Origin of the sequence: Streptomyces filipinensis (genome assembly GCF_014649495.1) — a bacterium.
Lineage (GTDB): Bacteria > Actinomycetota > Actinomycetes > Streptomycetales > Streptomycetaceae > Streptomyces > Streptomyces filipinensis.
Map to the genome: position 1 here is coordinate 305,313 of NZ_BMTD01000010.1, position 20,464 is coordinate 325,776.

Below are 20,464 nucleotides of genomic sequence, written 5' to 3' on the forward strand. Positions count from 1 at the left end.
GGGGGTGTGGACCGCGCCCCCCGCACCCTGACCCGCCGGGACCGTGGAGGTCAACACGGTTTCACCCCGGGCGCGCGGACGGTCACAGCTCGCGGTGGACCAGGTGGTCCAGCAGCCGGAACAGGTCCCCGGCGGCTTCGGCGGCCAGCGGCGCCCCCGTGAGCAGCGCCCGGGCGGCGGCCGTGTGCGACCGGGCCTCGGACAGTGCCGCCGTACGGCCGCCCGCCGCCTCGATCTGCGCGGCGGCCTCCTCGGCCCGCTCCGGCGCGCCGAGCAGCCCGGGAAGCCCGCGGGCCGCCGGGGAGCCGAGCGCGGCCAGCACCGGATAGGTCTTCTTGCGCTCCCGGAGGTCGCCGCCCACGGGCTTGCCCGTGACGGCCGGGTCGCCCCAGATCCCGAGCACGTCGTCGACCAGCTGGAAGGCGACGCCGAGATGCCGTCCGGCACGGTCCAGCGCGCCCACCGTGGCCTCGGGCGCCCCGCCGAGCGCCGCCCCCAGCGCGGCCGCGCAGCCCAGCAGCGCACCGGTCTTGCCCTCCGCCATCGCCCGGTACTCCTCGGGCGTCACGCGCTCCGGGCCGGTGCAGGGGCGGGTGGCGAACAGAAGGTCGTCGGCCTGCCCGCGCACCAGGTCGGCGAGGGCCGCGGAGAGCAGCCGCACGGCGCCGGCGCCCCGCGGTGCGACGGAGAGGGTCTCCACCGCCAGCGCGAACAGGGCGTCCCCGGCGAGCACCGCGGGACCGGTGCCGTAGGCCTTCCACACGGCGGGGCGGCGGCGCCGGGTCGCGTCGCCGTCCATGATGTCGTCGTGCAGCAGCGAGAAGCCGTGCACCAGCTCCACCGCGACCGCGGCCGGGATGCCGGCCCGCCCGTCGGCGCCCGCCGCCTCGGCGCCGAGCACCGCCAGCGCCTGCCGCACGCCCTTGCCACCCGGCGCGGCGGCGGGGGCCCCGCCGACCTCGCACCAGCCGAAGGAGTACGCCGCCATCTCGGCGACCCAGGGATGCAGCCGCCCCACCGCATCCCGCAGCGCAGGCCGCACCAGGTCCCGGCAGCGGGCGAGGACTTCAGGAGCGGACGGCGGAGCCTGTACGGCGCTCACCTGGCGACCTCCGCGCCGAGGCCGAACTCCTCCTGGGCCCGGGCCACCATCTCCCGGGCGTGCTTCAGCCCGCTGCGCTCCAGCGTCCGGGCGAGGTCGGCGAGTTCGGCCGCCGTCTCGGCGCGGTCACGGCCCAGCTGCGCCAGCGACTTGGCCAGTCCCAGCCGGGCCAGCGCCTCGCCCCGCGGCTCGCTCATCGCCCGGAACTCCTCCAGCGCCAGCTCGTACAGCTCCCGCGCCTCGGTGAAACGTTCCGCCCGGTACAGGACGTTGCCGCGCATCTTGTGGTTGTAGGCGAGGGCGCTGGACAGGTTCATCGCCCGGCAGCCCGCCTCCGCACGGGACAGCAGCTCCAGCGCCCCTTCGGTGTCCTTGTCGCGCACGGAGAGGATGTCCGCGAGTCCGCGCAGTGCCCAGGCGTGCCCGCGCCGGTCCTCCGCCCGCTCGGCTATCTCCGCCGCCTCCTCGAACAGCGCGTAGGCGCGGTCGTGGTCGCCGGTGTTGCGGTGCATCTGCGCGATGCCCTCCAGCGCCCACACCGTGTGCCGGGCCTCGCCGCGCCGGCGTGCCTCGGCCAGCAGCTGCTCGTGCAGCCGGCCGACCGCCGCGTAGTCGCCCTGGATCCGGCCGGTCTCGGCGAGGCCGGCCAGTGAGTAGCCCCGGCAGACGATGTCGCCGCCGCGCTCCCCGAGTTCCGCCGCGAGCCCGAGCAGCCGCCAGGCCAGCGGGAAGGCGCCGCGCTGCCGGGCGAGGGTGCCGCCGCTCCACAGCGCCCAGGCCATCGCGGCGGTGTCCCCGGCTTCCCGGGCGGCGCGGTAACTCGCCTTCCAGGCGCGGTCCGCGTCCTGCACGTGACCGAGCCGCCGGTGCGCCTCGGCGACGGCCAGTCCGCAGCGGGCCGCCTCGGCGGGCCGCCCGGACCGTTCGGCCTCGCGCAGCTTCTCGGTGCCCTCCGCCAGCACGTCGACCAGCGAGGAGTTCACGGACAGGGTGGTCAGTGCGCCCTGGTACTCCGGGGCGAAAGCCTTGCCGTACATGCGTACCTTTCTATACACGCCGTGTATACATCGCGTGCATAGGTATCTCGGAATATGCCCCGGCCGGAAGACCGGGGCGTGTCGGTCTGTTGTCGATCAAGACGCAGGCACGTCGACGGGGGTTGCCCCTGGGGTACGGGTCACCCTGTGAAGGTTCCACCGGGTGCCCTGTGAAGGTTCAGTGTTGCTGTGCCTTCTGCGGAGTCAGTTCGCTCGGGCGCACCACGACGAAGCCCTCGCCCTGGAGCATCAGCTGCACGGCCTCGCCGGAACCGCCGCGCAGCATGGAGCCGATGGACTGGGAGCGGTGCAGCGAGGTCTGCAGGTGCGCCGTCCAGCCGACCACCGCGTCCGTGTCGACGTACACCGGGAACTGCGCGGAGACCGGTATGACCAGCGGATTGCCCTCGCAGACCAGGCCGAGCCGGCCCTGCCCGGTGAACACGCTGTTGAACAGGCCGCCGCCGGCGATGCCCGAGCCCTTGACCGTCTTGATCTCGTACGACAACGAGGCGTCGAAACACAGCACGTTGCGGCCGTTGACCGTGAACTGGTCGCCGGCCTCGACCTCGACGATGAAACAGTTCTGCGCCTCGTGCGCGAACCACGCCTCGCCCTGCCCGCGCACCGCCATGAGGGGCAGGCCCTCGCCGGTGACCGCGCGCTTGAGCATGCCGCCGACGCCCTGTCCCTTGCGCTCGAACTTCAGGTCCCCCCGATACGCGACCATCGCGCCCTGGCGGGCGTACATCTCGCCGTTCACGGCGTACTTGACGCACTTGGCGTTCTCGACGGACATGCCGGGCTCGACGGCCGGCTGCACCATGTGCTCACTGGAAAAGAGATCACCCTTCATGGGGGGCATGGTGTCCCGGAGGGTTCCATTCCGCCAAGATCGCGGAACGTGACCGGTCAGCCACCGAAGAGCTGGGCCCAGTAGGTGCCCGCCCGGCCGCCGCCCGCGAAGCCCACGCCCAGGTGGCCGAAGTCCCGCTTGAGGATGTTGGCGCGGTGACCGGGGCTGTTCATCCAGCCGTCCACGACCTCGGCGGGGGAGCGCTGGCCGCAGGCGATGTTCTCGCCGATCGTGCGCCTGGAGGCTCCGGCGGCGCGGGCCCGGTCCCAGGGCTGGGAGCCGTCGGGGCAGACGTGGGCGTAGAAGTCGCGGGCCACCATGTCCGCGCAGTGCGCCTGGGCGGCGGCCGTGAGCAGCGGGTCGACCGCCAGTGGGCGCAGGCCGGCCCGGCCGCGCTCGGCGTTGGTGAGCGCGAGGACCTCGGCGCCCGTGCGCGACAGCGCGTCCGGGGTCAGGGGAGCGGCCCAGAGCGCGGTCCAGTACCGGTCGCCGCCGTCGGCGTGGGCCAGGGCGGCGTGCCGGAAGGCCGGGTCGAGCAGGGTGCGCCGGGGTCCCGGTGACCGCAGGCAGTAGTCCACGAACCGGGCCGGGGTGCGCGGACCGGAGACGAGGTGTTCGCCGACGGTGACGTACGCGTATCCGGCGCCGGTGATGCGCTGGTGCACCGAGACACCGTCCGGCCCCTCGCCGCCGAGCCGTCCGGCGTCCGCCATGGCCCGGGCGTGGGACCGCGCGGCGGCACCGAGGCGCGGGTCGAGGGTGACGGCCGGGCGACCGGCCTGCGCGCGGGAGTTGACCAGACGGAGAAAGTCGTCCGGGACGCCTTCGCCGAGGTGCGGCGCGCGGACTTCGGTCACCGTGGGCCGTGCCGCGTGGCCGCGCGCGCCCGGCGCGGCGGTGGCCGGCGCTGCGCCGTCGTCCGTGACCTGCACCCCGAAGTCCCGCGCGAGTCCGGCCAGCCCGTCCGCGTACCCCTGCCCGATCGCCCGCACCTTCCAGCCGGTGCCTGGGCGCACATACAGCTCGGCGAGCAGCAGCACGGTCTCCGGGCCGGGACGCGGCGGTGCGAACCGGGCCACCGAACGCCCGGATCCGTCGGTGACGTCGAGCCGGGGAGCGGGCAGCCGCCCGAGCGGCGTACCCGGCTCGGCCGCGCTCAGCACGACCGTGACCCGGCACGCACCGCCGCGCAGCCGGGCCGGCTCGACGGTCAGGGTGTCACCGAGCAGCCGGACACCCGGCGCCTGAGGCTGGTTGTAGAACACGAAGTCGGCGTCGGACGCGACTCTGCCGTCCGCCCCGGTGACCAGAGCGGACACATCGAAGCCGCCCGCCACCCGCATCCGCACCACGCCGAGGGGCAGCGCCAGATTGCCCCCGGGTACCAGCTCGCTCGTCACACACGGGTCAACGCCCGGCACGTGCCGGAAGGTTCCACGGGCGCCCTTCTACCCCTTGCCCGCCCAGTTCCCGCAGAACCCCGCCTCCAGGGCCCCCGCCAACGCGTCCGACACCTTCTTGTTGTTGGACGTGCTGGCGACAGCCGTGAGCCGTTGCGCACCGTCCTTCGTGGCGAAGGCGTACGTGGAGTACCCCTGCACCACCCCGGTGTGCCCGTACACGGACACCCCGCACGACAGGTGGCGCCGCCGCAGCCCGAGCCCGTACGCCGTCGTGCCGTCGACCGGCGTGAACCGCTCCATCTCGGCGAGCCGCGCGGCGGACAGCAGCCTGCCGCCGAGCAGCGCGCCGTAGAAGGTGTCGAGATCCCGCGCGCTGGAGATGATCGCCCCCGCGCTCTGCGCCCACGACACCGTCTGGTCGGTGGCGTCGACCAACGGCTCACCGCTCTGGTCCGGTGTGAGGTACCCACGGACGTACCGGCCCGGAATGACCGTCGAGGGATGGACGTAGAACGTGTCCCGCAGCTTCAGCGGCCTGAAGACGCGGTTCTCGTACTCGGTCCGCACGTCGTGCCCGGTGAGCTTCTCGATGAGCATCCCCGCCACCACGAAATTGGTGTTGGAGTAGGAGTACGCGGTGCCGGGCTCGTGGGTGAGGGGCTTTTGCAGGGAGAGGCCGACCAGCTGACGGTAGGTGAAGACCTTGTTCCGCACCGCCTCGAAGCCGGACACGCTGTCGGCGAACAGGTCGTTGGTGTAGTCGTAGAGGCCGCTGCGGTGGCTCAGCACGTCGCGGACCGTGATCCGGTCGTCCGGCAGCAGCCCGGGCAGGTACCGGTTGACCGGGGCGTCGAGCGCCAGCCGGTCTTCGTCGACGAGCTGCAGCAGGACGACGGCCGAGAAGGTCTTGGTGACGCTGCCGACGCGGAACCGGTCGTCCGCGGTGAGGGCCCGCCGGGTGGTCCGGTCGGCGACTCCGCGCGCCGCCGTGTACGTCCGGCCGTGGTCGTCCATGCGGGCCAGCGCGCCCGGCGCGCCCTGGTCCACCGCGGAGCGCAGTGCCGCGTCGAGGCCCACGGTGTCGGGAGCCGGGAGCGACGCCGCTGGCCCCGGCGCGTCCGACCGGGCGGTCGCGGCCCGCGCCGGGACCGCCAGGAGCGACAGCGCGACCGCCCCGAGGACCACACCCCGTGCCACCGTTGCTGAGACCATTCCGGGACTCTCTTTCAGCGATGCGCATCCATACGGTCCTTGATGCGACTTCGGTCACATTCCGGCCCTGGAACCTAGGGGATGGAGACGACGTCTCCACAGCCGACACACAGTTGGTCAGCTCCTGATCACTCTGTGGCGCGCATTTGTAAAGGATTGCCCTAGAAGGTCGCGAAATCGATCATTCCACCTTTACGTGCACATGACTGATCCGCAAGGGTGGCGGTACGGGGCCCGACCAGCCCCCGTGACGCCCAATCGCGTCACGCCGCAAGGCGGTTGGTGATCCCGGCTGCCTTCGAACGAAGGAACCCTGATCAGTGCGTAGACCGCACATACGCGGCGTCGCCGTCGCCATCGCGGTGACCACCGCCGCCACGGGCCTGGCCGGTACGGCCTTCGCGGGTCCCTCCACGGGTGCGGAGCGGTCCACGGCCGCCGCCACCACGAACGCCACCGCGGTGGTGGAGGCGGCGCGCACCGCGGCCTTCGCCCACGCCTCGGCCACCGGCGTCTCCCAGGGCGATGACCTGCACGCCCAGGACGTCATGCTCGACCCCGAGGGCGCCCGGCACGTCCGGTTCGTCCGCACGCACGACGGCATGCCCGTGCTCGGCGGTGACCTCATCGTCCACCTCGACCACAAGCTGGCCTTCGCCGGGGTGACCCGCGCGGCCGGACACGCCGTCAAGCCGGCCACCACGCAGGCCAAGCTGACCGCGGACCAGGCCGCCGCCAAGGCCGCCCAGGCCGCCAAGGGCGACGCGGGCACCGCCCAGCTCGTCGTCGACGCGCGCGACGGCGCCTCCGCGCTCGCCTACCAGGTGACCGTGACCGACGAGGGCGGCTCCAACACCGTCGTCGTCGACGCCGTCACCGGCAAGGTGCGCAGCAACACGCCCGACAGCGACGAGTTCCTGTCGCCGAAGCTGCTCGACAGCCTGCGCAAGCACGGCGAGACGATCGACCCGGCCACGGGCAGCGGCTCCGCCGGCGCGGCCGGCCTGCTCGGCTCCGGCGCCTCCGGTGCCACGCGCTACCCGTCGAGCGCCCAGGGCACCGGCAAGACCCTCTTCGTGGGCAGCGTCGGCCTGACCACCACGGCGACCTCGCGCGGCCACTACCAGCTCAAGGACCCGAGCCGGTACGGCACCGAGACGCGCGACGCCAAGGGCTCGTACACCGAGAAGTTCAGCTCGGGCACGAAGTTCACCAGCACGACCAACGTGTGGGGCAACGGCACGACCGCCAACCGTGCCAGCGCCGCCGCGGACGCCCAGTACGGCATCACCAAGACGCTGGACTTCTACAAGAGCACCTTCGGGCGCAAGGGCATAGCCAACAACAGCAAGGCCGCCCAGGGCATGGTCCACTGGGGCAAGAAGGTCGCCAACGCCTTCTGGGACCCGACCTGCAACTGCATGCTCTACGGCGACGGCGACGGCCAGATGTTCAAGAAGCCGCTCGTCGTCCTGGACGTCACCGGTCACGAGCTGACCCACGGCGTGGTGGACGCCACCGCCAAGCTGGAGCCGACCCACGTCGACCGGGACGGCAACCAGTTCGGTGAGCCCGGCGCGCTGAACGAGTCCCTCGCGGACATCTTCGGCTCCAACGTCGAGTTCTACGCCAAGAACGCCAAGGACACGCCGGACTACCTGATCGGCGAGAAGCTGGGCCTCGCCCAGAAGTTCCTGCGCCGCCTCGACCACCCGTCGCTGGACAAGCTCGAGGGCACGATCGACTACTGGTCGCCGTCCGTGTACGGCGCCGAGGTGCACGCCGGTTCCGGTGTCTCCTCGCACGCGTACTACCTCCTCGCGGAGGGCAGCGGCAAGAAGACGATCAACGGCGTCAACTACGACTCGCCCACCTACGACCACTCCACGGTCAAGGGCATCGGCCGCACCAAGGCCACCGCCATCTTCTACCGGGCGCTCACCCGCTACATGGTCTCCACGACCGACTTCCACGACGCGCGCATCGCGACGCTGAAGGCGGCCAAGGACCTGTACGGCGCGAACAGCACCGAGTACAAGACGGTGGACAAGGCGTGGGCCGCGGTCAACGTCACCGCCGCCAACACGCCGGCCGCCCACTGACGGACGGCCGTACCACCGGATGCCCCGCCCCGCGCGGGGCATCCGCATGTCCGGGCCCGCATGTCCGGGCCGCTGGAGGTGTACGCGCGCGCCGAGGTTCGCATCACCTATGCTCAGGAACTGGTGTGGGCGCGGTTCGGCAACCACCGCACGGCGGCCGCGGAACTCGGCACCCAGGACCGGCCGGCTGGAGGAGTGGATGTCCCCGGACAACCCTCGGCGAGAGCACCCACCGCCCCCTCTCGCCGCTCTTCGGGACGCAGAACCCACCGAGGTGCGCGATCGCTGCGACGGCGGCACCATGACCTCCGTGGGACACGCAGGCACGTCCCGGGCGGTCCGCAGGCGACCCGGCGGGTCCGTCACACTCCGGGACTTCGTCCGATGACCGGCCGGCTCGGACGCGGCTGCCGCGTCGCCGCCGCGCTGCTCACGGCCGTCGCCTGCCAGTCCCCGGCCGCCCGGGCGGCCGCCCCGCCCCCGTCCGCCGAACGGGCGTCCGGGGTCGTCACCTGGGCGTCGAGCGCCGATCGCATGGGTGCGGGCACCGCCGGGCAGGGCTACCGGCTGATCGTGCACACCAGCGTCGGCGGCACCGGCCTGCGCGTGCGCGTCACCAACGCCTTCGGCGACCGGCCGCTGACCCTGGACAGCGCCTACGCCGGTCTGCGCGGCCGGGGCGCGGCCCTGCGCCCCGGCAGCAACCGGCGGCTCACCTTCGGCGGCGCCCGCACGGTGACCGTCCCCGCGGGCGCCGTCGCCTGGAGCGACCCGCTGCCCGGCAGCTGGCCGGCCGGCCGCGACCTGGCCGTCAGCCTGCACACCCCGGACGCGGCCGGCCCGGCGACCGGCCACTGGATGGCGATGCAGACGTCGTACACCGGCCCGGGCGACCACACCGGCGAGGAGGGCGCCACCAACTGGGGCGCGACCACCGGCTCCTGGTGGTACCTGGACGCCGTGTCCGTACGGCCGTCCCGCGCGGACACCGGAGCCGTCGCCGCGCTCGGCGACTCCATCACCGACGGCTGGGCCTCCACCGGCGACCGCAACCACCGCTGGCCCGACTACCTCGCCCGGCGCCTGAACACCGCCCACGCATCCGTCCAGGGTGTGGCGGACGAGGGCGTCTCGGGCAACCAGGTGCTCGCGGACGGCGCCGGGCCGAGCGCCCTGAACCGGCTGGACCGGGACGTGCTGTCCCTGCCCGGGGTCCGTACCGTCTTCCTCTTCGAGGGGGTGAACGACGTCAAGGCGCACACCGGCGTCACCGCGCAGGACCTGATCGCCGGGTACCGGCGGATCGCCCACCGGGTGCACGCGGCGGGCAAGTGCGTGGTCGCCGCCACGATCGGCCCGTTCGAGGGCTGGCCCGAGTGGGACCCCGCCGCCGACGCCGTGCGCCGGGAGGTGAACCGGTACATCCGCACCGGCGGGGACTTCGACGCGGTCACCGACTTCGACCGCGTCCTGCGCAGCCCCCGCGACCCCGCTCGGCTGCTGCCGTCCCTCGACGGCGGCGACCACCTCCACCCCGACGACAAGGGCATGCAGGCACTGGCCGACGCCGTCGACCTGCGCAGCCTCCGCTGTGCCCGCTGACCGGGGGCCGGGTCACCCCGACCCGGTCGGCTCCGGGGTGATCAGCCCGCGCCGGTAGGCGAGCGCCACCGCCTCCGTACGGCTCGCGGCGCCCAGCTTGGCCAGGATGTTCGACACGTGCACGCTCGCCGTCTTGCCGCTGATGAACAGCTCCTCGCCGATCTGCCGGTTGCTGCGGCCCCGCGCGAGGAGCCGCAGCACGTCCTGCTCCCGGGCGGTCAGCGACGCCGCCGCGGCGCCGGCCGCTGCGGGGGCGAGGCGGCCCCGGCGGGTGAGCGCGTCGATCCGCTCCAGCAGCGGTGCCGCGCCCAGCGCGGCCGCCGTGGCCCTCGCCGCACGCGCCTGCTCCGCTGCCTCCGCGCGTCGCTCCACGGCCAGCAGCGCCTCCGCGTACCGCAGCCGGCAGCGTGCCTGCTCGTACACATCGCCGTACGAGAACGCGGCGACCGCCTTCTCCCAGGCGGCCGGATCCGGACCGGACCCGGCCGTCGCCCACTCCGCCTCGGCGCGGGCCAGCCAGGCCTGGCCCTCCGGTCCCTGCGGACGGCCCTGCTCGTCCCCCGCGGTCGAGGCCCGGGCCTGTTCGACCAGCTCGGCGGCGGTGTCCACCCAGCGGCGCAGGGCCGGTTCGTCCCCGGCACGCCGCAGCTCCACGGTCCGGTCGGCCACCGCGGTGAGACAGAGCGCGGCGAGCCGGACGGTGACGTCGGGCCGCCGCCCGGAGTCGTCGGCCAGCGCGGTGAGTGCGTCGCGCATCCGCTCCACGGCCGCCTCCGGCTCGCCGTGCTGCGCGGCGGCGTCGGTGCGGACGATGCCGGCGACCAGGGTGCCCATCCAGTTGAACGGGCCCTGCAGCAGGGCCTCGGCCCGCTCGGCGGCCCCGGAGTCGCCCCGCGCCACCGCCACGTACAACGCGGGCCCCGCCGCGAAGCCGCCCGTCGCGGGCAGGACGGCCGCGGCCTCGGACGCCGCGCGCAGGCACTCGTCCCACCGGCCGAGCGTGTACAGCGCCAGCAGCTGCAGATACCGCATCTCCAGCGGATACGGCGAGGACAGCAGCCCGGTTCGGCGCGCCCGCTCCAGCGCCTCGGCGAGCAGGGGCAGACAGACGTCGAGTTCGCCCGCTTCCAGACGGCTGATGGCCTCGTTGAACAGCGCACGCATCTCCACCGGCCCGTGCCCGGCCGACCGCGCCAGCTCCCGGGCGCGCCGCAGCTTCTCCTGGCCCTCGGCGGAGCGCCGGCCGCCGCCTTCCAGATTGGCCAGGGAGATCAGCAGATCGGCTTGGGCGTCGGGCAGGCCCAGCTCCTGCGCGACGCGCAGGGCGCGGTGGGCGACGCCCAGGACGCTGTCGTCGGCGCCGAGGTGACGGGCCGCCATGACGTGGGTGGCCACCGCCCACACCCAGGTGCGCGACGGGGGTTCGGCGGGGATCAGCGCCAGCGCCTCGCTGCTGTACTGGAAGGCGGCCCGCAGCCGGTCCACGCTGAGCAGGTTGCCGGCGAGGGTGTAGCGGATCCGGGCGGCGAGCGCGGAGTCGGCGTCCTGGCCGACGTCGGCGAGCGCGGCCCGGCTGAGGGAGACCGCCCGATGGGAGTCCCCGGCCCGCGCGGCCGCGGCGGAGGCCCGCAGCGTCAGTGTGACGGGGGCGATCCCGTCGGCGCTCGGCCGTGCCTCGGGCGGCACGGTCGGCCACAGGTCCAGCGCGGTCTCCAGGTGCCGCAGCTCCTCGGCCGGGGCACCCAGCCGCCGGGCGTGGTCGGCCGCCTCGAGACAGGCGGTCAGCGCCCCGGGCAGGTCGTGGCTCTCCCGGCAGTGGTGGGCGCGCTCGGCGGCCGTCTCCGGGACGTGGCCGCGGGCGGCCAGCAGCCGGGCGTACGCGCCGTGCAGCCGGGACCGCTCACCGGGCAGCAGGTCGGCGTAGACCGCCTCGCGGGTGAGGGCGTGGCGGAAGGCGTAGGTGTCGCGGTCCCCGGGGACGAGCAACTGCCGTCCGACGGCCTCGCGCAGCGCCGCCTCCAGCTGGTCCTCGGGGAGCCCGGCCGCCTCGCGCAGCAGCTCGTGCTCCACGCGGCGACCGGCCACGGCGGCGGTCCGCAGCACCTGCTGGGCGGTCTCGGCGAGCTGCTCGACCCGGATGAGCAGCAGGTCCGCGAGCCCGCTGGGCATCCCGTCGGCGTCCGCGCCGGCCGCCGCGAACAGCTCCTGCGCGTAGAAGGCGTTGCCCTCCGCGCGAGCCACGATGCCCCGTACGACGGCCTCGGGCAGCGGGCGGTCCTCCAGGGCCCGCACCAGCCGCGCGACCTCCCCGTCCGGCAGCGGCCGCAGCTCCAGCCGCTCCACGGCCGGCAGCCGCACCAGCTCGGCGAGCAGGGGACGCAAGGGGTGGCGGCGGTGCAGATCGTCCGCGCGGTACGAGGCGAGGATCGCCAGGCGCCGGTCGGGGCCGCCGCCCGTGCGCTGCAGCACGCCGCGGCTGAGCAGGAAGCGCAGCAGGTCCCGCGAGGACTGGTCGGCCCAGTGCAGGTCCTCCAGGACCAGCAGCAGCGGTGCCACGGCGGCCAGTTCGGCCAGCAGCCCGGCGACGTCCTCGAACAGCCGCAGTCGTCCGTCCGGCCCGCCCGCCGGGTCCGAGCCCGCACCCAGCAGCCGGTCCGCCGCCGGATGCGCGGCCAGTACCGCCGTGAAGCGCCCGTCAGCGGCGAGCGCGCCGAGGATCTCGGTGAACGGCAGGTACGGCAGGCCGACGTCGCCGAGGTCCACACAGTGCCCGGTGACCACGGTCGTCCCCGCCCGCGTCGCCCGCCCGGCGACCTCGTCCAGCAGCCGCGTCTTGCCCACGCCCGCGTCCCCGGCGACCAGCACCGCCCGGGCCACACCACCCCGGGCACGCTCCAGCACGCCCATGAGCCGGGCCGTTTCCTCGTCCCGCCCGATCAACGGCGGCGCACTGAAGGCGATCTGTGACACGCCCCCATCCTGACACGGAGAACCCCAGATCCCGTCCCGTGGTCACTACCCCCGCAACGTCTCCGCCCAGTTCACCGGCACCCGTCCCGCGGGGCCCGGCACCGGCTGCTCGGCAGGATGGCTGGCCGGCGGGGCGAGTTCGGGTCCCTTGGCGTACAACTCGTCCGTGGTGAAGTTCCAGAACCACTCCTCACCCGGCTCGAAGCTCCGGATCACCGGATGCCCCGTCGCGTGATAGTGCGCGGTGGCGTGCTTCGCGGGGGAGTCGTCGCAGCAGCCGATGTGCCCGCACTGCGCGCACCTGCGCAGATGGAACCACCAGCCGCCGGCCTCCTCGCACTCCACGCATCCCGTGCCGCTGGGCGGGACGCCCGGGTCCACTCCGTCGTCAGCGCTCATGCCGTTTCCTCCACTTCCTCCGCCGTCGTCTCGGCGGTCAGGGGGAGCAGCACCTGGAAGCGGGTGTCGCCGGGCACCGACTCCACGCGCAGGGTCCCGTGGTGCTTGTTGACGACGATCCGCCAGGAGATGTCCAGGCCGAGCCCGGTTCCCTCGCCGACCGGTTTCGTGGTGAAGAACGGGTCGAAGATCCGGTCCTTGATCTCGGGCGGGATGCCGGGCCCGGTGTCCCGGAACTCCACCAGCAGCCGCTCGTGGTCGAGCCCGGTCCGCACGGTCAGCGTGCCCTCGCCGCCTGCGCCGTTGATGGCGGAGACGGCGTTGTCGATGAGATTGGTCCACACCTGGTTCAGCTCCGCCGGGAAGGCGGGCACCGGCGGGACCGTGCGGTCGTACTCCTTGACGACCTTGATGCCGGGTCCCCTCTTGCCGGACAGCATCAGCAGGGTGCTGTCGAGGAGTTCGTGTACGTCCACCACCCGGTACGGCGCCCGGTCCAGCTGTGAGTACTGCTTCGCCGCGTCGACGAGGTGCGAGATCCGGGTGGTGGAGTCCTCGATCTCGCTCATCAGCAGCTCGGTCTCGACGGTGTAGTTGAGCCAGCCCACCGCGCCCGGCAGGATCTCCGCCTCCACCGCCGCCGCGACCTGCTCCAGCCAGTCGACGTCGAGCCCGGCCTGCACGAAGGTGGGGGCCACCTGCCAGCCGTGGTCGATGCCGTGGTCCTCCAGCCAGTCGGTGAGCGTGTCCTCCCGGTCGCTGGCCTCCAGCGGGCTGAGCACCGGCGCCTTCGCCACCCGCTCCGCGGTGCGCTCCTGGATCTCGATCAGGCTCGCCAACGTCTCACGGGAGAAGGGTGCTTCGGCGATCACGGCGAGCTTGTGGCGCATCTTCGCGACCCGCTCGCGCAGGGTGGCGGTGGCCCGGACCGCTGCCGCCGCCGGGTTGTTCAGCTCGTGCGTGAGCCCCGCCGACAACGAGCCGAGCGCCAGCAGCCGTTCCCGCTGGCCGATCGCCGCCTGGGTGTTCTTCGACCCGAAGAACAGGCCCTCCAGCAGATGCACGGCCATCGGGAACCACTCGGTCATGACGTCCGCGAAGATGTCCGCCGGCAGCACGAAGAACCGCGTCGGCTCCGTCACCCGCATCGAGTTGTTGTAGACCTGCCGCACCCTGTCGCCGATGTAGGCCTGCATCGCGCCCGCGTACACGCCGCGCTGCGAGGTGCGGGTGACCTCCACGTCGTCGCCGGCGACCCGGCGGGAGAGCACCACCGTGCCCTCGATCATCACGAAGAAGCAGGTGGCCGGGTCGCCCTCGGTGTACACCGGGCCCGGTTCGAACAGCTCCACCCGCCCCTCGCTGCACAGCCGCCCCAGCTGCTGCGGTCCCAGCTTCTCGAAGAGGAAGAGCGACCTGATCTCCTGGGGACTGCACGGCATGATCCGGCCGCTCATGACTGCTCCCCCCTCATGACTGCTCCAGATACCGGTGGACGAGCATCACGGCCATGGCTCCCTCTCCTACGGCGGACGCGACACGCTTGGCGGACTCGGCACGCGCGTCACCGGCCACGAACACGCCGGGGACGCTGGTCTCCAGGTGGTACGGCGGCCGGTCCAGCTCCCAGCCGGCCGGCGCCCGCCCGTCCGCGGTCAGATCGGGCCCCGCCAGGATGAAGCCGCGCTCGTCGCGCAGCACCGCGTCACCCAGCCAGTCGGTCAGTGGCGCGGCGCCGATGAACACGAACATCCACTGCGCGTCGACCTGTTCGCTCTCCCCGGTCACCGTGTGACGCAGCGTCAGCTGCTCCAGGTGGTCCGAGCCGTGCGCCGCGTCCACGACCGTGTGCGGGCGGACGGAGATGTTCGGTGCCTCGTCGATCTGCTGGATCAGGTAGTGCGACATCGAGGCCGACAGGTCGGGGCCGCGCACCAGCAGCGTCACCGACTTCGCGCCCCGGGACAGGTACATCGCCGCCTGGCCCGCCGAGTTGGCGCCGCCGACGATGTAGATGTCCTGGCCCTGGCAGGAGGCAGCCTCGGTCAGCGCCGACCCGTAGAACACCCCGCACCCGGTCAGGTCGGTGCAGCCGCGGGCCTCCAGCTGCCGGTACTGCACACCGGTCGCGAGGATCACGCTGTGCGCGGCGATCGCCGAGCCGTCCGCGAACCGGACGACCCGGGCGGCGCCGTTCACCTCCAGTCCCGTCACCTCGCGGGCGGTCAGCATCTCCGCGCCGAACTTGGCCGCCTGGCGCCGCGCCCGGTCGGTGAGCTGGGCGCCGGAGACCCCGTCGGGGAAGCCCAGGTAGTTCTCGATCCGGGAGCTCTGCCCGGCCTGGCCGCCGGTCGCCGACCGCTCCACCAGCACGGTCCGAAGCCCCTCGGACGCCCCGTAGACGGCCGCGCCGAGCCCGGCCGGTCCGCCGCCTATGACGATGAGGTCGTAGAAGTCGGCCGTCGGGGTCGTCGCCAGGCCGACCCGCGCCGCCAGCTCGGGCGCCTCCGGCTCGACCAGCGCGGTGCCGTCCGGGGTGATGACCAGCGGGAGCCGCTGCCCGTCCTGCCCGGCGGCCGTCAGCAGCCGCCGGCCCTCGGGCTCCTCCACCGAGTACCAGCGGTACGGCACCTGGTTGCGGGCCAGGAACTCGCGCACGTCCGAGGACCGCGCCGACCAGCGGTGACCGACGACCTTGGTGCTGGGCACCGGCTTGTAGGGGCCGGAGCGCCAGGCCTGGAGCAGGTCGTCCAGGACCGGGTAGAGCTTCTCCTCCGGCGGGTCCCAGGGCTTGAGCAGATAGTGGTCGAGATCGACGACGTTGATCGCGTCGATCGCCGCGTTGGTGTCGGCGTACGCGGTCAGCAGCACCCGGCGCGCGCCCGGATAGACGTCGAGCGCCTGCTCCAGGAACTCGATGCCGTTCATCTGCGGCATGCGGTAGTCGGCCAGGATCACGGCGACCAGGTCGCCGCGCAGCTTCAGCTCGCGCAGCGCCCCGAGCGCGGACTCCCCGGACTCCGCGCGCACGATCCGGTACGACTCGCCGTAACGCCGCCGCAGATCGCGGGCGACGGCACGGGAGACTCCCGGGTCGTCGTCCACGGTCAGGATGACGGTCCGCGCTGCGTCGGCGGCCTGTGCCATACGTCTCCCACCCCGAGCGTTGTCCCACGGGCCGGTGTCGTGGAGACCACCGCACCGGTTCCCCGCCATCGTATGTTCGATCGCCCCGGTCCGCCCTGGGATACGGCAGGCCGCGCGATCAGCCCGGGAGCGGCTCCCCCGGCCGCGGGACGCGCCGCCCCGGGGTGCGAGAGCACCGGCCGCCCCGCCCCCGTGCGGTGCGGCCGACGGGTCGTGGAAGAGATCATCGTGCCGTGTGCGACGGTGCCCCACAGCGGGCAGCAGCACCACGGGACAGCGGCGAGGACGAGGAGGCACGGATGACACGCCCGATCACGGCAGGGGTGGACGGTACGGAGGAGAGCCTGGCCGCGCTGGACTGGGCCGGCCGGGAGGCCGTACGCCGCGGGCTGCCCCTGCGCGTCGTGCACGCCTGGAGCTACGCCGAGAACCTCGCCACCGCCGACCGGGACACCCAGCACGGGTGGGTCTCGGAGGGCGTGGCGGACGCGGTGCGCGCCGTCTCCGAGCGGCATCCGAAGCTGGAGGTGAGCGTGGACGTCGTCGAGGGCGAGCCCGCGCACGCGCTGGCCCGGGTGGCCGCGGAGGCCGAGATGCTGGTGCTGGGCTCGCGCGGGCACGGACCCGTCGTCGGGTTCCTGCTGGGCTCGGTGGGCCAGCAGGTGGTCGCCGAGGCGACCCGGCCGGTGGTCCTCGTCCGCGCGACGGACCAGCCCGCGGCGGAGGCCGCCGGGCGGGACGTCGTGGTCGGCCAGCACGGCGACCCCGAGGACAGCGCGGCCACGCTGCGGTTCGCCTTCGAGACGGCGGCCGCCCGGGGCGCCACCGTACGCGCCGTACGGGCCTGGACCCTGCCCCCGGTCTTCGCCTACAGTCCCGGCTCGCTCAAGCTCCTCGACGACACGGGCGGTCTCGAACCCTACGAGAAGCAGGCCCTGGCCGAGGCTCTCCGGCCCTGGCGGGAGCGGTTCCCCGACGTCCCCGTGGCCGAGCACGTCGAGATGGGCAGCGCCGGCCAGGTGCTGCTGTCGGTGGCCGGCCGGGCCCAGCTGATGGTCGTCGGACGCCGGTCGCACCGTACGGCGGTGGGCGCCCGGATCGGCTCGGTCGCGCACGGGATGCTGCACCACGCCGACTGCCCGGTGGCCGTCGTCCCGCACGGCTGAGCTACTCCAGGGCGGCCCGCGCCTTCGGCAGGACGTTCTCGAGGTAGTCCTCGACGGCGGTGTCGAGGCCTATGTCGTGCTGGGCGTGCTCGGACAGGTACCAGCGGTGTTCGAGGAGTTCGTGGTAGATCTCGGCCGGGTCCATGGAGCCGCGCAGCTCCGGCGGCACGGCCCGCACGGTGGGCCGGAAGACGTCCCGCACCCAGCGGTGGGCGAGCACCTCCGGGCGTGCGGCCAGGGGGTCGCCGGGCGCGTAGTCGTCCTGGGTGGCCATCCAGCTCTCCAGGTCGCTGAGCAGCCGCCGCGCCTGGTTCTCCTCGGTGTCCAGGCCGGTGAGCCGCAGCAGCTGGCGCTGGTGGTGGCCGGCGTCGACGACCTTCGGCACGAAGGTGACCGTGTCCCCGCCCGCGGAGTGTTCGATCTGCATCTCGGCCACGTCGAAGCCGAGGTCGTTCAGACGGCGGATCCGGCGTTCGATGTGGTGGTACTCACCGGCCGGATACACGGAGGTGCGGGTCAGCTCCTGCCACAGCCCCTGGTACCGGGTGCAGATCTCGTGCCCGAACTCCACCGGGTCGACGGACGGGTGCAGCGCCCCGGACGCCTCGAGGTCGAGCAGCTCGCCGCTGATGTTCACCCGGGCCAGATCCAGGTCGTACTCGCGCTGCCCGGGGCTCAGCCGGGGGTGCAGTTCGCCGGTCTCGGCGTCGACCAGGTAGGCGGCGTAGGCGCCCGCGTCGCGCCGGAAGAGGGTGTTGGACAGCGAGCAGTCCCCCCAGGCGAACCCGGTCAGGTGCAGCCGGACCAGCAGCGCGGCGAGGGCGTCCATCAGGCGGTGCATGGTCGCCGGGCGCATGGTCGTCTCGAACATCGAGCGGTACGGCATCGAGCCGCGCAGATGCCGGGTGATCAGGACCGGCTCCAGTGGGGTACCGGCGCCATCGGTGCGGCCGGTGACCACCGCGAGGGGGTCGACGGCGGGGATGCCGAGCCGGTCGAGGTCCCGCAGCAGCCCGTACTCGCGCAGCGCGGGCCGCTCGGCCAGCTCCTTGACGGCGATCACCTCGTCCCCGGCGTGCGCGTAGCGCACCACGTGCCGGGAGATGCCCCGCGGCAGCGGCACGAGGTACTCCTCGGGCCACTCCTCCAGGGGCACGTCCCACGGCAGGGCGAGCAGCAGCGCGGGATGCTCGGGGTTCGTGGCGTTGATCTGCAGGGCCATGGCACGAACCCTAAGGCCCCGCCTTGCCGTTCTAGGAGGCCCGGTCCCGGGCCAGCTCGGCCGCCGCGCGCACCGGACCCCGGTGCACCGGGCCGTGCCCGGGCAGCAGGGTGTCGCCGTCGAGCGCGCCGATCAGGTCCAGGGAGGCCACGACCCCGGGGCGCTCGTGGTGGAAGAAGTCGGGCAGGATCTGCGGGCCCTTGACCCGCGAGGTCGCGTGCCCGCTGACCAGCGCGTCCCCGGAGATGACGATCCCCGCCCCGGGCAGGTGGTAGACGCAGTGGCCGTCGGTGTGGCCGGGCGTGTGCACCGGCACGGGGCGGCCGGGCAGGTCCAGCGGGCCCTCGTGCGGGAACGGCTCCGGCGCGGTGACGGGGTTGTGGTCGGTGCCGCCCGCGCGGATCACGTGCACCGCCCAGGGCAGGACACCCGGCCGCCAGGCGTTGCGCACCACGTCACCGATGGTGGCCTGCTGCAGGAAGTCCCGGCGGGCGTGCGGGACTTCGGCGGGGTGCAGATAGACCGGCGTGCCGTGGGTGGCGCGCAGGTACTCGGCCGAGCCCAGGTGGTCGTTGTGCGCGTGGGTGATCAGTACGGCGGCGACGGCCTCCGGTGAACTGCCCACCTGGGCGAGCGACTCCAGCAGCCCCTGCCGGTCCCCGGGGTACCCGGTGTCCACCAGCGTGACGGCGTCCCCGTCCTTGAGGATGACCCAGTTGACGTTGTTGCCGTGCACCAGATAGGTGTCGTCGGCGACCTGGCGTACCTGTGCCCGCATGATCTCCCCAAGGCCTGCGCTGCTGCTCGTCGCGCACAGCCAACCAGATCGGGTACCGCCCCGCGCAAGGGGGCGACACCGGATGCGTCAGCCCACGCCGTGCGGCCGGAACTGGATGCTGATGCGCGGCCCCGTGGCCCGGGCGGTCTTCGGTACGCAGTGCTCCCAGGTGCGTTGGCACGACCCGCCCATCACGATCAGGTCGCCGTGCCCGAGGGGGCGCCGCACCGTGGCGCCCCCTCCGGCGACCGGGCGCAGCAGCAGGTCACGGGGTGCGCCGACGGAGAGGATCGCGACCATCGTGTCCTCGCGGGCGGCCCGCCCGCCGCGGTCCCCGTGCCAGGCCACGCTGTCCCGTCCGTCGCGGTAGTAGCACAGCCCGGCGGTGGTGAAGGGCTCGCCGAGCTCCCCGGCGTAGTGCCGGGACAGCGCCTCGCGCGCCTCGTCGAGCACCGGGTGGGGGAGTGGGTCCTGCGCCTGGTAGTGGGCCAGCAGGCGCGGTACGGCGACCATGTTGTCGTACATCTTCCAGCGCTCGGCGCGCCACGGGACGTCCGCCGCCAGCCTCTCGAACAGGGCGGCGGCCCCGCTCAGCCAGCCCGGCAGTACGTCGATCCAGGCGCCGGCGCCCAGCTCGGTCCGGTGCAGCCCGCCGAGGGGGCCGAGCCGCAGCTCGTCGGTCTGGTCGAACAAGGAGCCCTGGAGATGCGTGGACATGGGGCCAGCGTACTCCGGTAATCGAAAATGTGTTCCTTTTGGTTCACGAGGCTTTCGATACATCGGTGTATCGGATACGGTTTCGTATCCGAAGGAGGTGCCGCGGTGCCGGACCACCCCAAACGCGTCACCCGGCGCCGGGTCGCCACCCGGGCCAGGCTGCTCGACGCCGCGTTCCAGGTCTTCGCGGCCAAGGGCTTCGGGCACGTGTCCATCGAGGAGCTCTGCGAAGCCGCCGGCTTCAGCCGCGGCGCCTTCTACTCGAACTTCGCCACGCTGGACGCCCTGTTCTTCGCGCTCTACCAGGAGCGCGCCGAGCTCATCGCCGCCCAGGTGGCCGAGGCGCTCGCCCAGGACGGGACCGGACTCGACGTGCCGGCCGCCGTGGACCGGGTCACCGAGGTGCTGCTGCTCGACGTGGACTGGCTGCTGGTCAAGACCGACTTCCTGGTGCACGCCGCCCGCGACCCCCAGGTCGCCCGGGCTCTGCTCGACCACCGCGCCCGGCTCCGCGAGGCGATCGCCGACCGGCTCTTCCGCGCCCGCGGCCACACCGGACTGCCCGCCGTGCTGGGTGACGTGGACGGCGCCGCGCACGCGGTCGTCGCCGCGTACGACGGCGTCACCGTCCAACTGCTGCTGGACAAGGACGTCGAGGCCGCCCGGGCCTGGCTCAAACAGCTGCTCACCGCCCTCCTCACGGACGGCGGCCGCACCCCCGATCGACCCGCGCACGACCCCGCATGAGGAC

General features: G+C 73.5%; 16 protein-coding genes. 4 read left to right on the forward strand and 12 right to left on the reverse strand.

What is annotated here, in order from left to right:
* Positions 1-82: 82 nt before the first annotated feature.
* From IE244_RS23445 to IE244_RS23465, 5 genes are all read right to left on the reverse strand, one after another.
* The gene (locus tag IE244_RS23445) at positions 83-1,102 is read right to left on the reverse strand and encodes a polyprenyl synthetase family protein (RefSeq protein ID WP_191875525.1); all 1,020 of its coding nucleotides are present in this window, start codon (positions 1,100-1,102) and stop codon (positions 83-85) included.
* Positions 1,099-2,139, reverse strand: a complete 1,041-nt coding sequence (locus IE244_RS23450) for a tetratricopeptide repeat protein (RefSeq protein WP_191875526.1) — start codon at positions 2,137-2,139, stop codon at positions 1,099-1,101. The genes IE244_RS23445 and IE244_RS23450 overlap by 4 nt, the downstream gene beginning before the upstream one ends.
* 178 nt (positions 2,140-2,317) lie before the next feature.
* Positions 2,318-2,995 carry an AIM24 family protein gene (locus tag IE244_RS23455; RefSeq protein ID WP_191875527.1) on the reverse strand — a complete coding sequence of 226 codons (678 nt, stop codon included), beginning with the start codon at positions 2,993-2,995 and terminating at the stop codon, positions 2,318-2,320.
* Between the two features lie 56 nt (positions 2,996-3,051).
* A complete protein-coding gene (locus IE244_RS23460) occupies positions 3,052-4,338 on the reverse strand; it encodes a CAP domain-containing protein (protein ID WP_191875583.1) in 1,287 nt (428 codons plus the stop codon).
* A 105-nt stretch (positions 4,339-4,443) separates the two neighbouring features.
* Complete coding sequence (locus IE244_RS23465) at positions 4,444-5,610, reverse strand: serine hydrolase domain-containing protein (protein WP_191875528.1); 1,167 nt, start codon at positions 5,608-5,610, stop codon at positions 4,444-4,446.
* A 320-nt stretch (positions 5,611-5,930) separates the two neighbouring features.
* On the opposite strand from IE244_RS23465, the gene IE244_RS23470 reads away from it, so the two are divergent.
* Both IE244_RS23470 and IE244_RS23475 read left to right on the forward strand, forming a co-directional pair.
* A complete protein-coding gene (locus IE244_RS23470) occupies positions 5,931-7,712 on the forward strand; it encodes a M4 family metallopeptidase (protein ID WP_191875529.1) in 1,782 nt (593 codons plus the stop codon).
* Between the two features lie 384 nt (positions 7,713-8,096).
* Complete coding sequence (locus IE244_RS23475; protein ID WP_191875530.1) at positions 8,097-9,314, forward strand: SGNH/GDSL hydrolase family protein; 1,218 nt, start codon at positions 8,097-8,099, stop codon at positions 9,312-9,314.
* Between the two features lie 12 nt (positions 9,315-9,326).
* On the opposite strand, the gene IE244_RS23480 is transcribed toward IE244_RS23475, so the two are convergent.
* The 4 genes from IE244_RS23480 to IE244_RS23495 are packed head-to-tail and all read right to left on the reverse strand — an operon-like array spanning position 9,327 to position 15,830.
* Positions 9,327-12,284: a helix-turn-helix transcriptional regulator gene (locus tag IE244_RS23480; protein ID WP_191875531.1), complete on the reverse strand. Its 2,958-nt coding sequence runs from the start codon at positions 12,282-12,284 to the stop codon at positions 9,327-9,329.
* Between the two features lie 45 nt (positions 12,285-12,329).
* Positions 12,330-12,683: a UBP-type zinc finger domain-containing protein gene (locus IE244_RS23485; protein ID WP_191875532.1), complete on the reverse strand. Its 354-nt coding sequence runs from the start codon at positions 12,681-12,683 to the stop codon at positions 12,330-12,332.
* The gene (locus tag IE244_RS23490) at positions 12,680-14,140 is read right to left on the reverse strand and encodes an ATP-binding protein (RefSeq protein ID WP_191875533.1); all 1,461 of its coding nucleotides are present in this window, start codon (positions 14,138-14,140) and stop codon (positions 12,680-12,682) included. The genes IE244_RS23485 and IE244_RS23490 overlap by 4 nt, the downstream gene beginning before the upstream one ends.
* A 13-nt stretch (positions 14,141-14,153) precedes the next feature.
* Entirely contained in the window at positions 14,154-15,830 is a 1,677-nt protein-coding gene (locus IE244_RS23495; RefSeq protein ID WP_191875534.1) for an NAD(P)/FAD-dependent oxidoreductase, read from the reverse strand.
* Between the two features lie 299 nt (positions 15,831-16,129).
* On the opposite strand from IE244_RS23495, the gene IE244_RS23500 reads away from it, so the two are divergent.
* Positions 16,130-16,996: a universal stress protein gene (locus IE244_RS23500; RefSeq protein WP_191875535.1), complete on the forward strand. Its 867-nt coding sequence runs from the start codon at positions 16,130-16,132 to the stop codon at positions 16,994-16,996.
* 1 nt (position 16,997) lies between these two features.
* Here IE244_RS23500 and IE244_RS23505 read toward each other — a convergent pair whose 3' ends face one another.
* The 3 genes from IE244_RS23505 to IE244_RS23515 form a co-directional block, all read right to left on the reverse strand.
* Positions 16,998-18,218: a DUF4032 domain-containing protein gene (locus IE244_RS23505; RefSeq protein ID WP_191875536.1), complete on the reverse strand. Its 1,221-nt coding sequence runs from the start codon at positions 18,216-18,218 to the stop codon at positions 16,998-17,000.
* 31 nt (positions 18,219-18,249) lie between these two features.
* Positions 18,250-18,996 (reverse strand): MBL fold metallo-hydrolase, encoded by a 747-nt coding sequence (locus tag IE244_RS23510; RefSeq protein WP_191875537.1) that lies wholly within the window; start codon positions 18,994-18,996, stop codon positions 18,250-18,252.
* A gap of 87 nt (positions 18,997-19,083) precedes the next feature.
* Positions 19,084-19,713: an alpha-ketoglutarate-dependent dioxygenase AlkB family protein gene (locus IE244_RS23515; RefSeq protein WP_191875538.1), complete on the reverse strand. Its 630-nt coding sequence runs from the start codon at positions 19,711-19,713 to the stop codon at positions 19,084-19,086.
* A gap of 105 nt (positions 19,714-19,818) precedes the next feature.
* Between IE244_RS23515 and IE244_RS23520 the strand changes: the two genes are divergently transcribed.
* Positions 19,819-20,460, forward strand: coding sequence for a TetR/AcrR family transcriptional regulator (locus IE244_RS23520; protein WP_229854292.1), 642 nt, complete (start codon positions 19,819-19,821; stop codon positions 20,458-20,460).
* Positions 20,461-20,464 lie beyond the last annotated feature (4 nt).

Coding starts and splice junctions, on each gene's coding strand:
- IE244_RS23460 (WP_191875583.1), bottom strand. CDS start 4,338: ATGCGGGTGGCGGGCGGCTTCGATGTGTCCGCTCTGGTCACCGGGGCG.
- IE244_RS23490 (WP_191875533.1), bottom strand. CDS start 14,140: ATGAGCGGCCGGATCATGCCGTGCAGTCCCCAGGAGATCAGGTCGCTC.
- IE244_RS23475 (WP_191875530.1), top strand. CDS start 8,097: ATGACCGGCCGGCTCGGACGCGGCTGCCGCGTCGCCGCCGCGCTGCTC.
- IE244_RS23485 (WP_191875532.1), bottom strand. CDS start 12,683: ATGAGCGCTGACGACGGAGTGGACCCGGGCGTCCCGCCCAGCGGCACG.
- IE244_RS23495 (WP_191875534.1), bottom strand. CDS start 15,830: ATGGCACAGGCCGCCGACGCAGCGCGGACCGTCATCCTGACCGTGGAC.
- IE244_RS23510 (WP_191875537.1), bottom strand. CDS start 18,996: ATGCGGGCACAGGTACGCCAGGTCGCCGACGACACCTATCTGGTGCAC.
- IE244_RS23450 (WP_191875526.1), bottom strand. CDS start 2,139: ATGTACGGCAAGGCTTTCGCCCCGGAGTACCAGGGCGCACTGACCACC.
- IE244_RS23515 (WP_191875538.1), bottom strand. CDS start 19,713: ATGTCCACGCATCTCCAGGGCTCCTTGTTCGACCAGACCGACGAGCTG.
- IE244_RS23455 (WP_191875527.1), bottom strand. CDS start 2,995: ATGAAGGGTGATCTCTTTTCCAGTGAGCACATGGTGCAGCCGGCCGTC.
- IE244_RS23465 (WP_191875528.1), bottom strand. CDS start 5,610: ATGGTCTCAGCAACGGTGGCACGGGGTGTGGTCCTCGGGGCGGTCGCG.
- IE244_RS23500 (WP_191875535.1), top strand. CDS start 16,130: ATGACACGCCCGATCACGGCAGGGGTGGACGGTACGGAGGAGAGCCTG.
- IE244_RS23505 (WP_191875536.1), bottom strand. CDS start 18,218: ATGGCCCTGCAGATCAACGCCACGAACCCCGAGCATCCCGCGCTGCTG.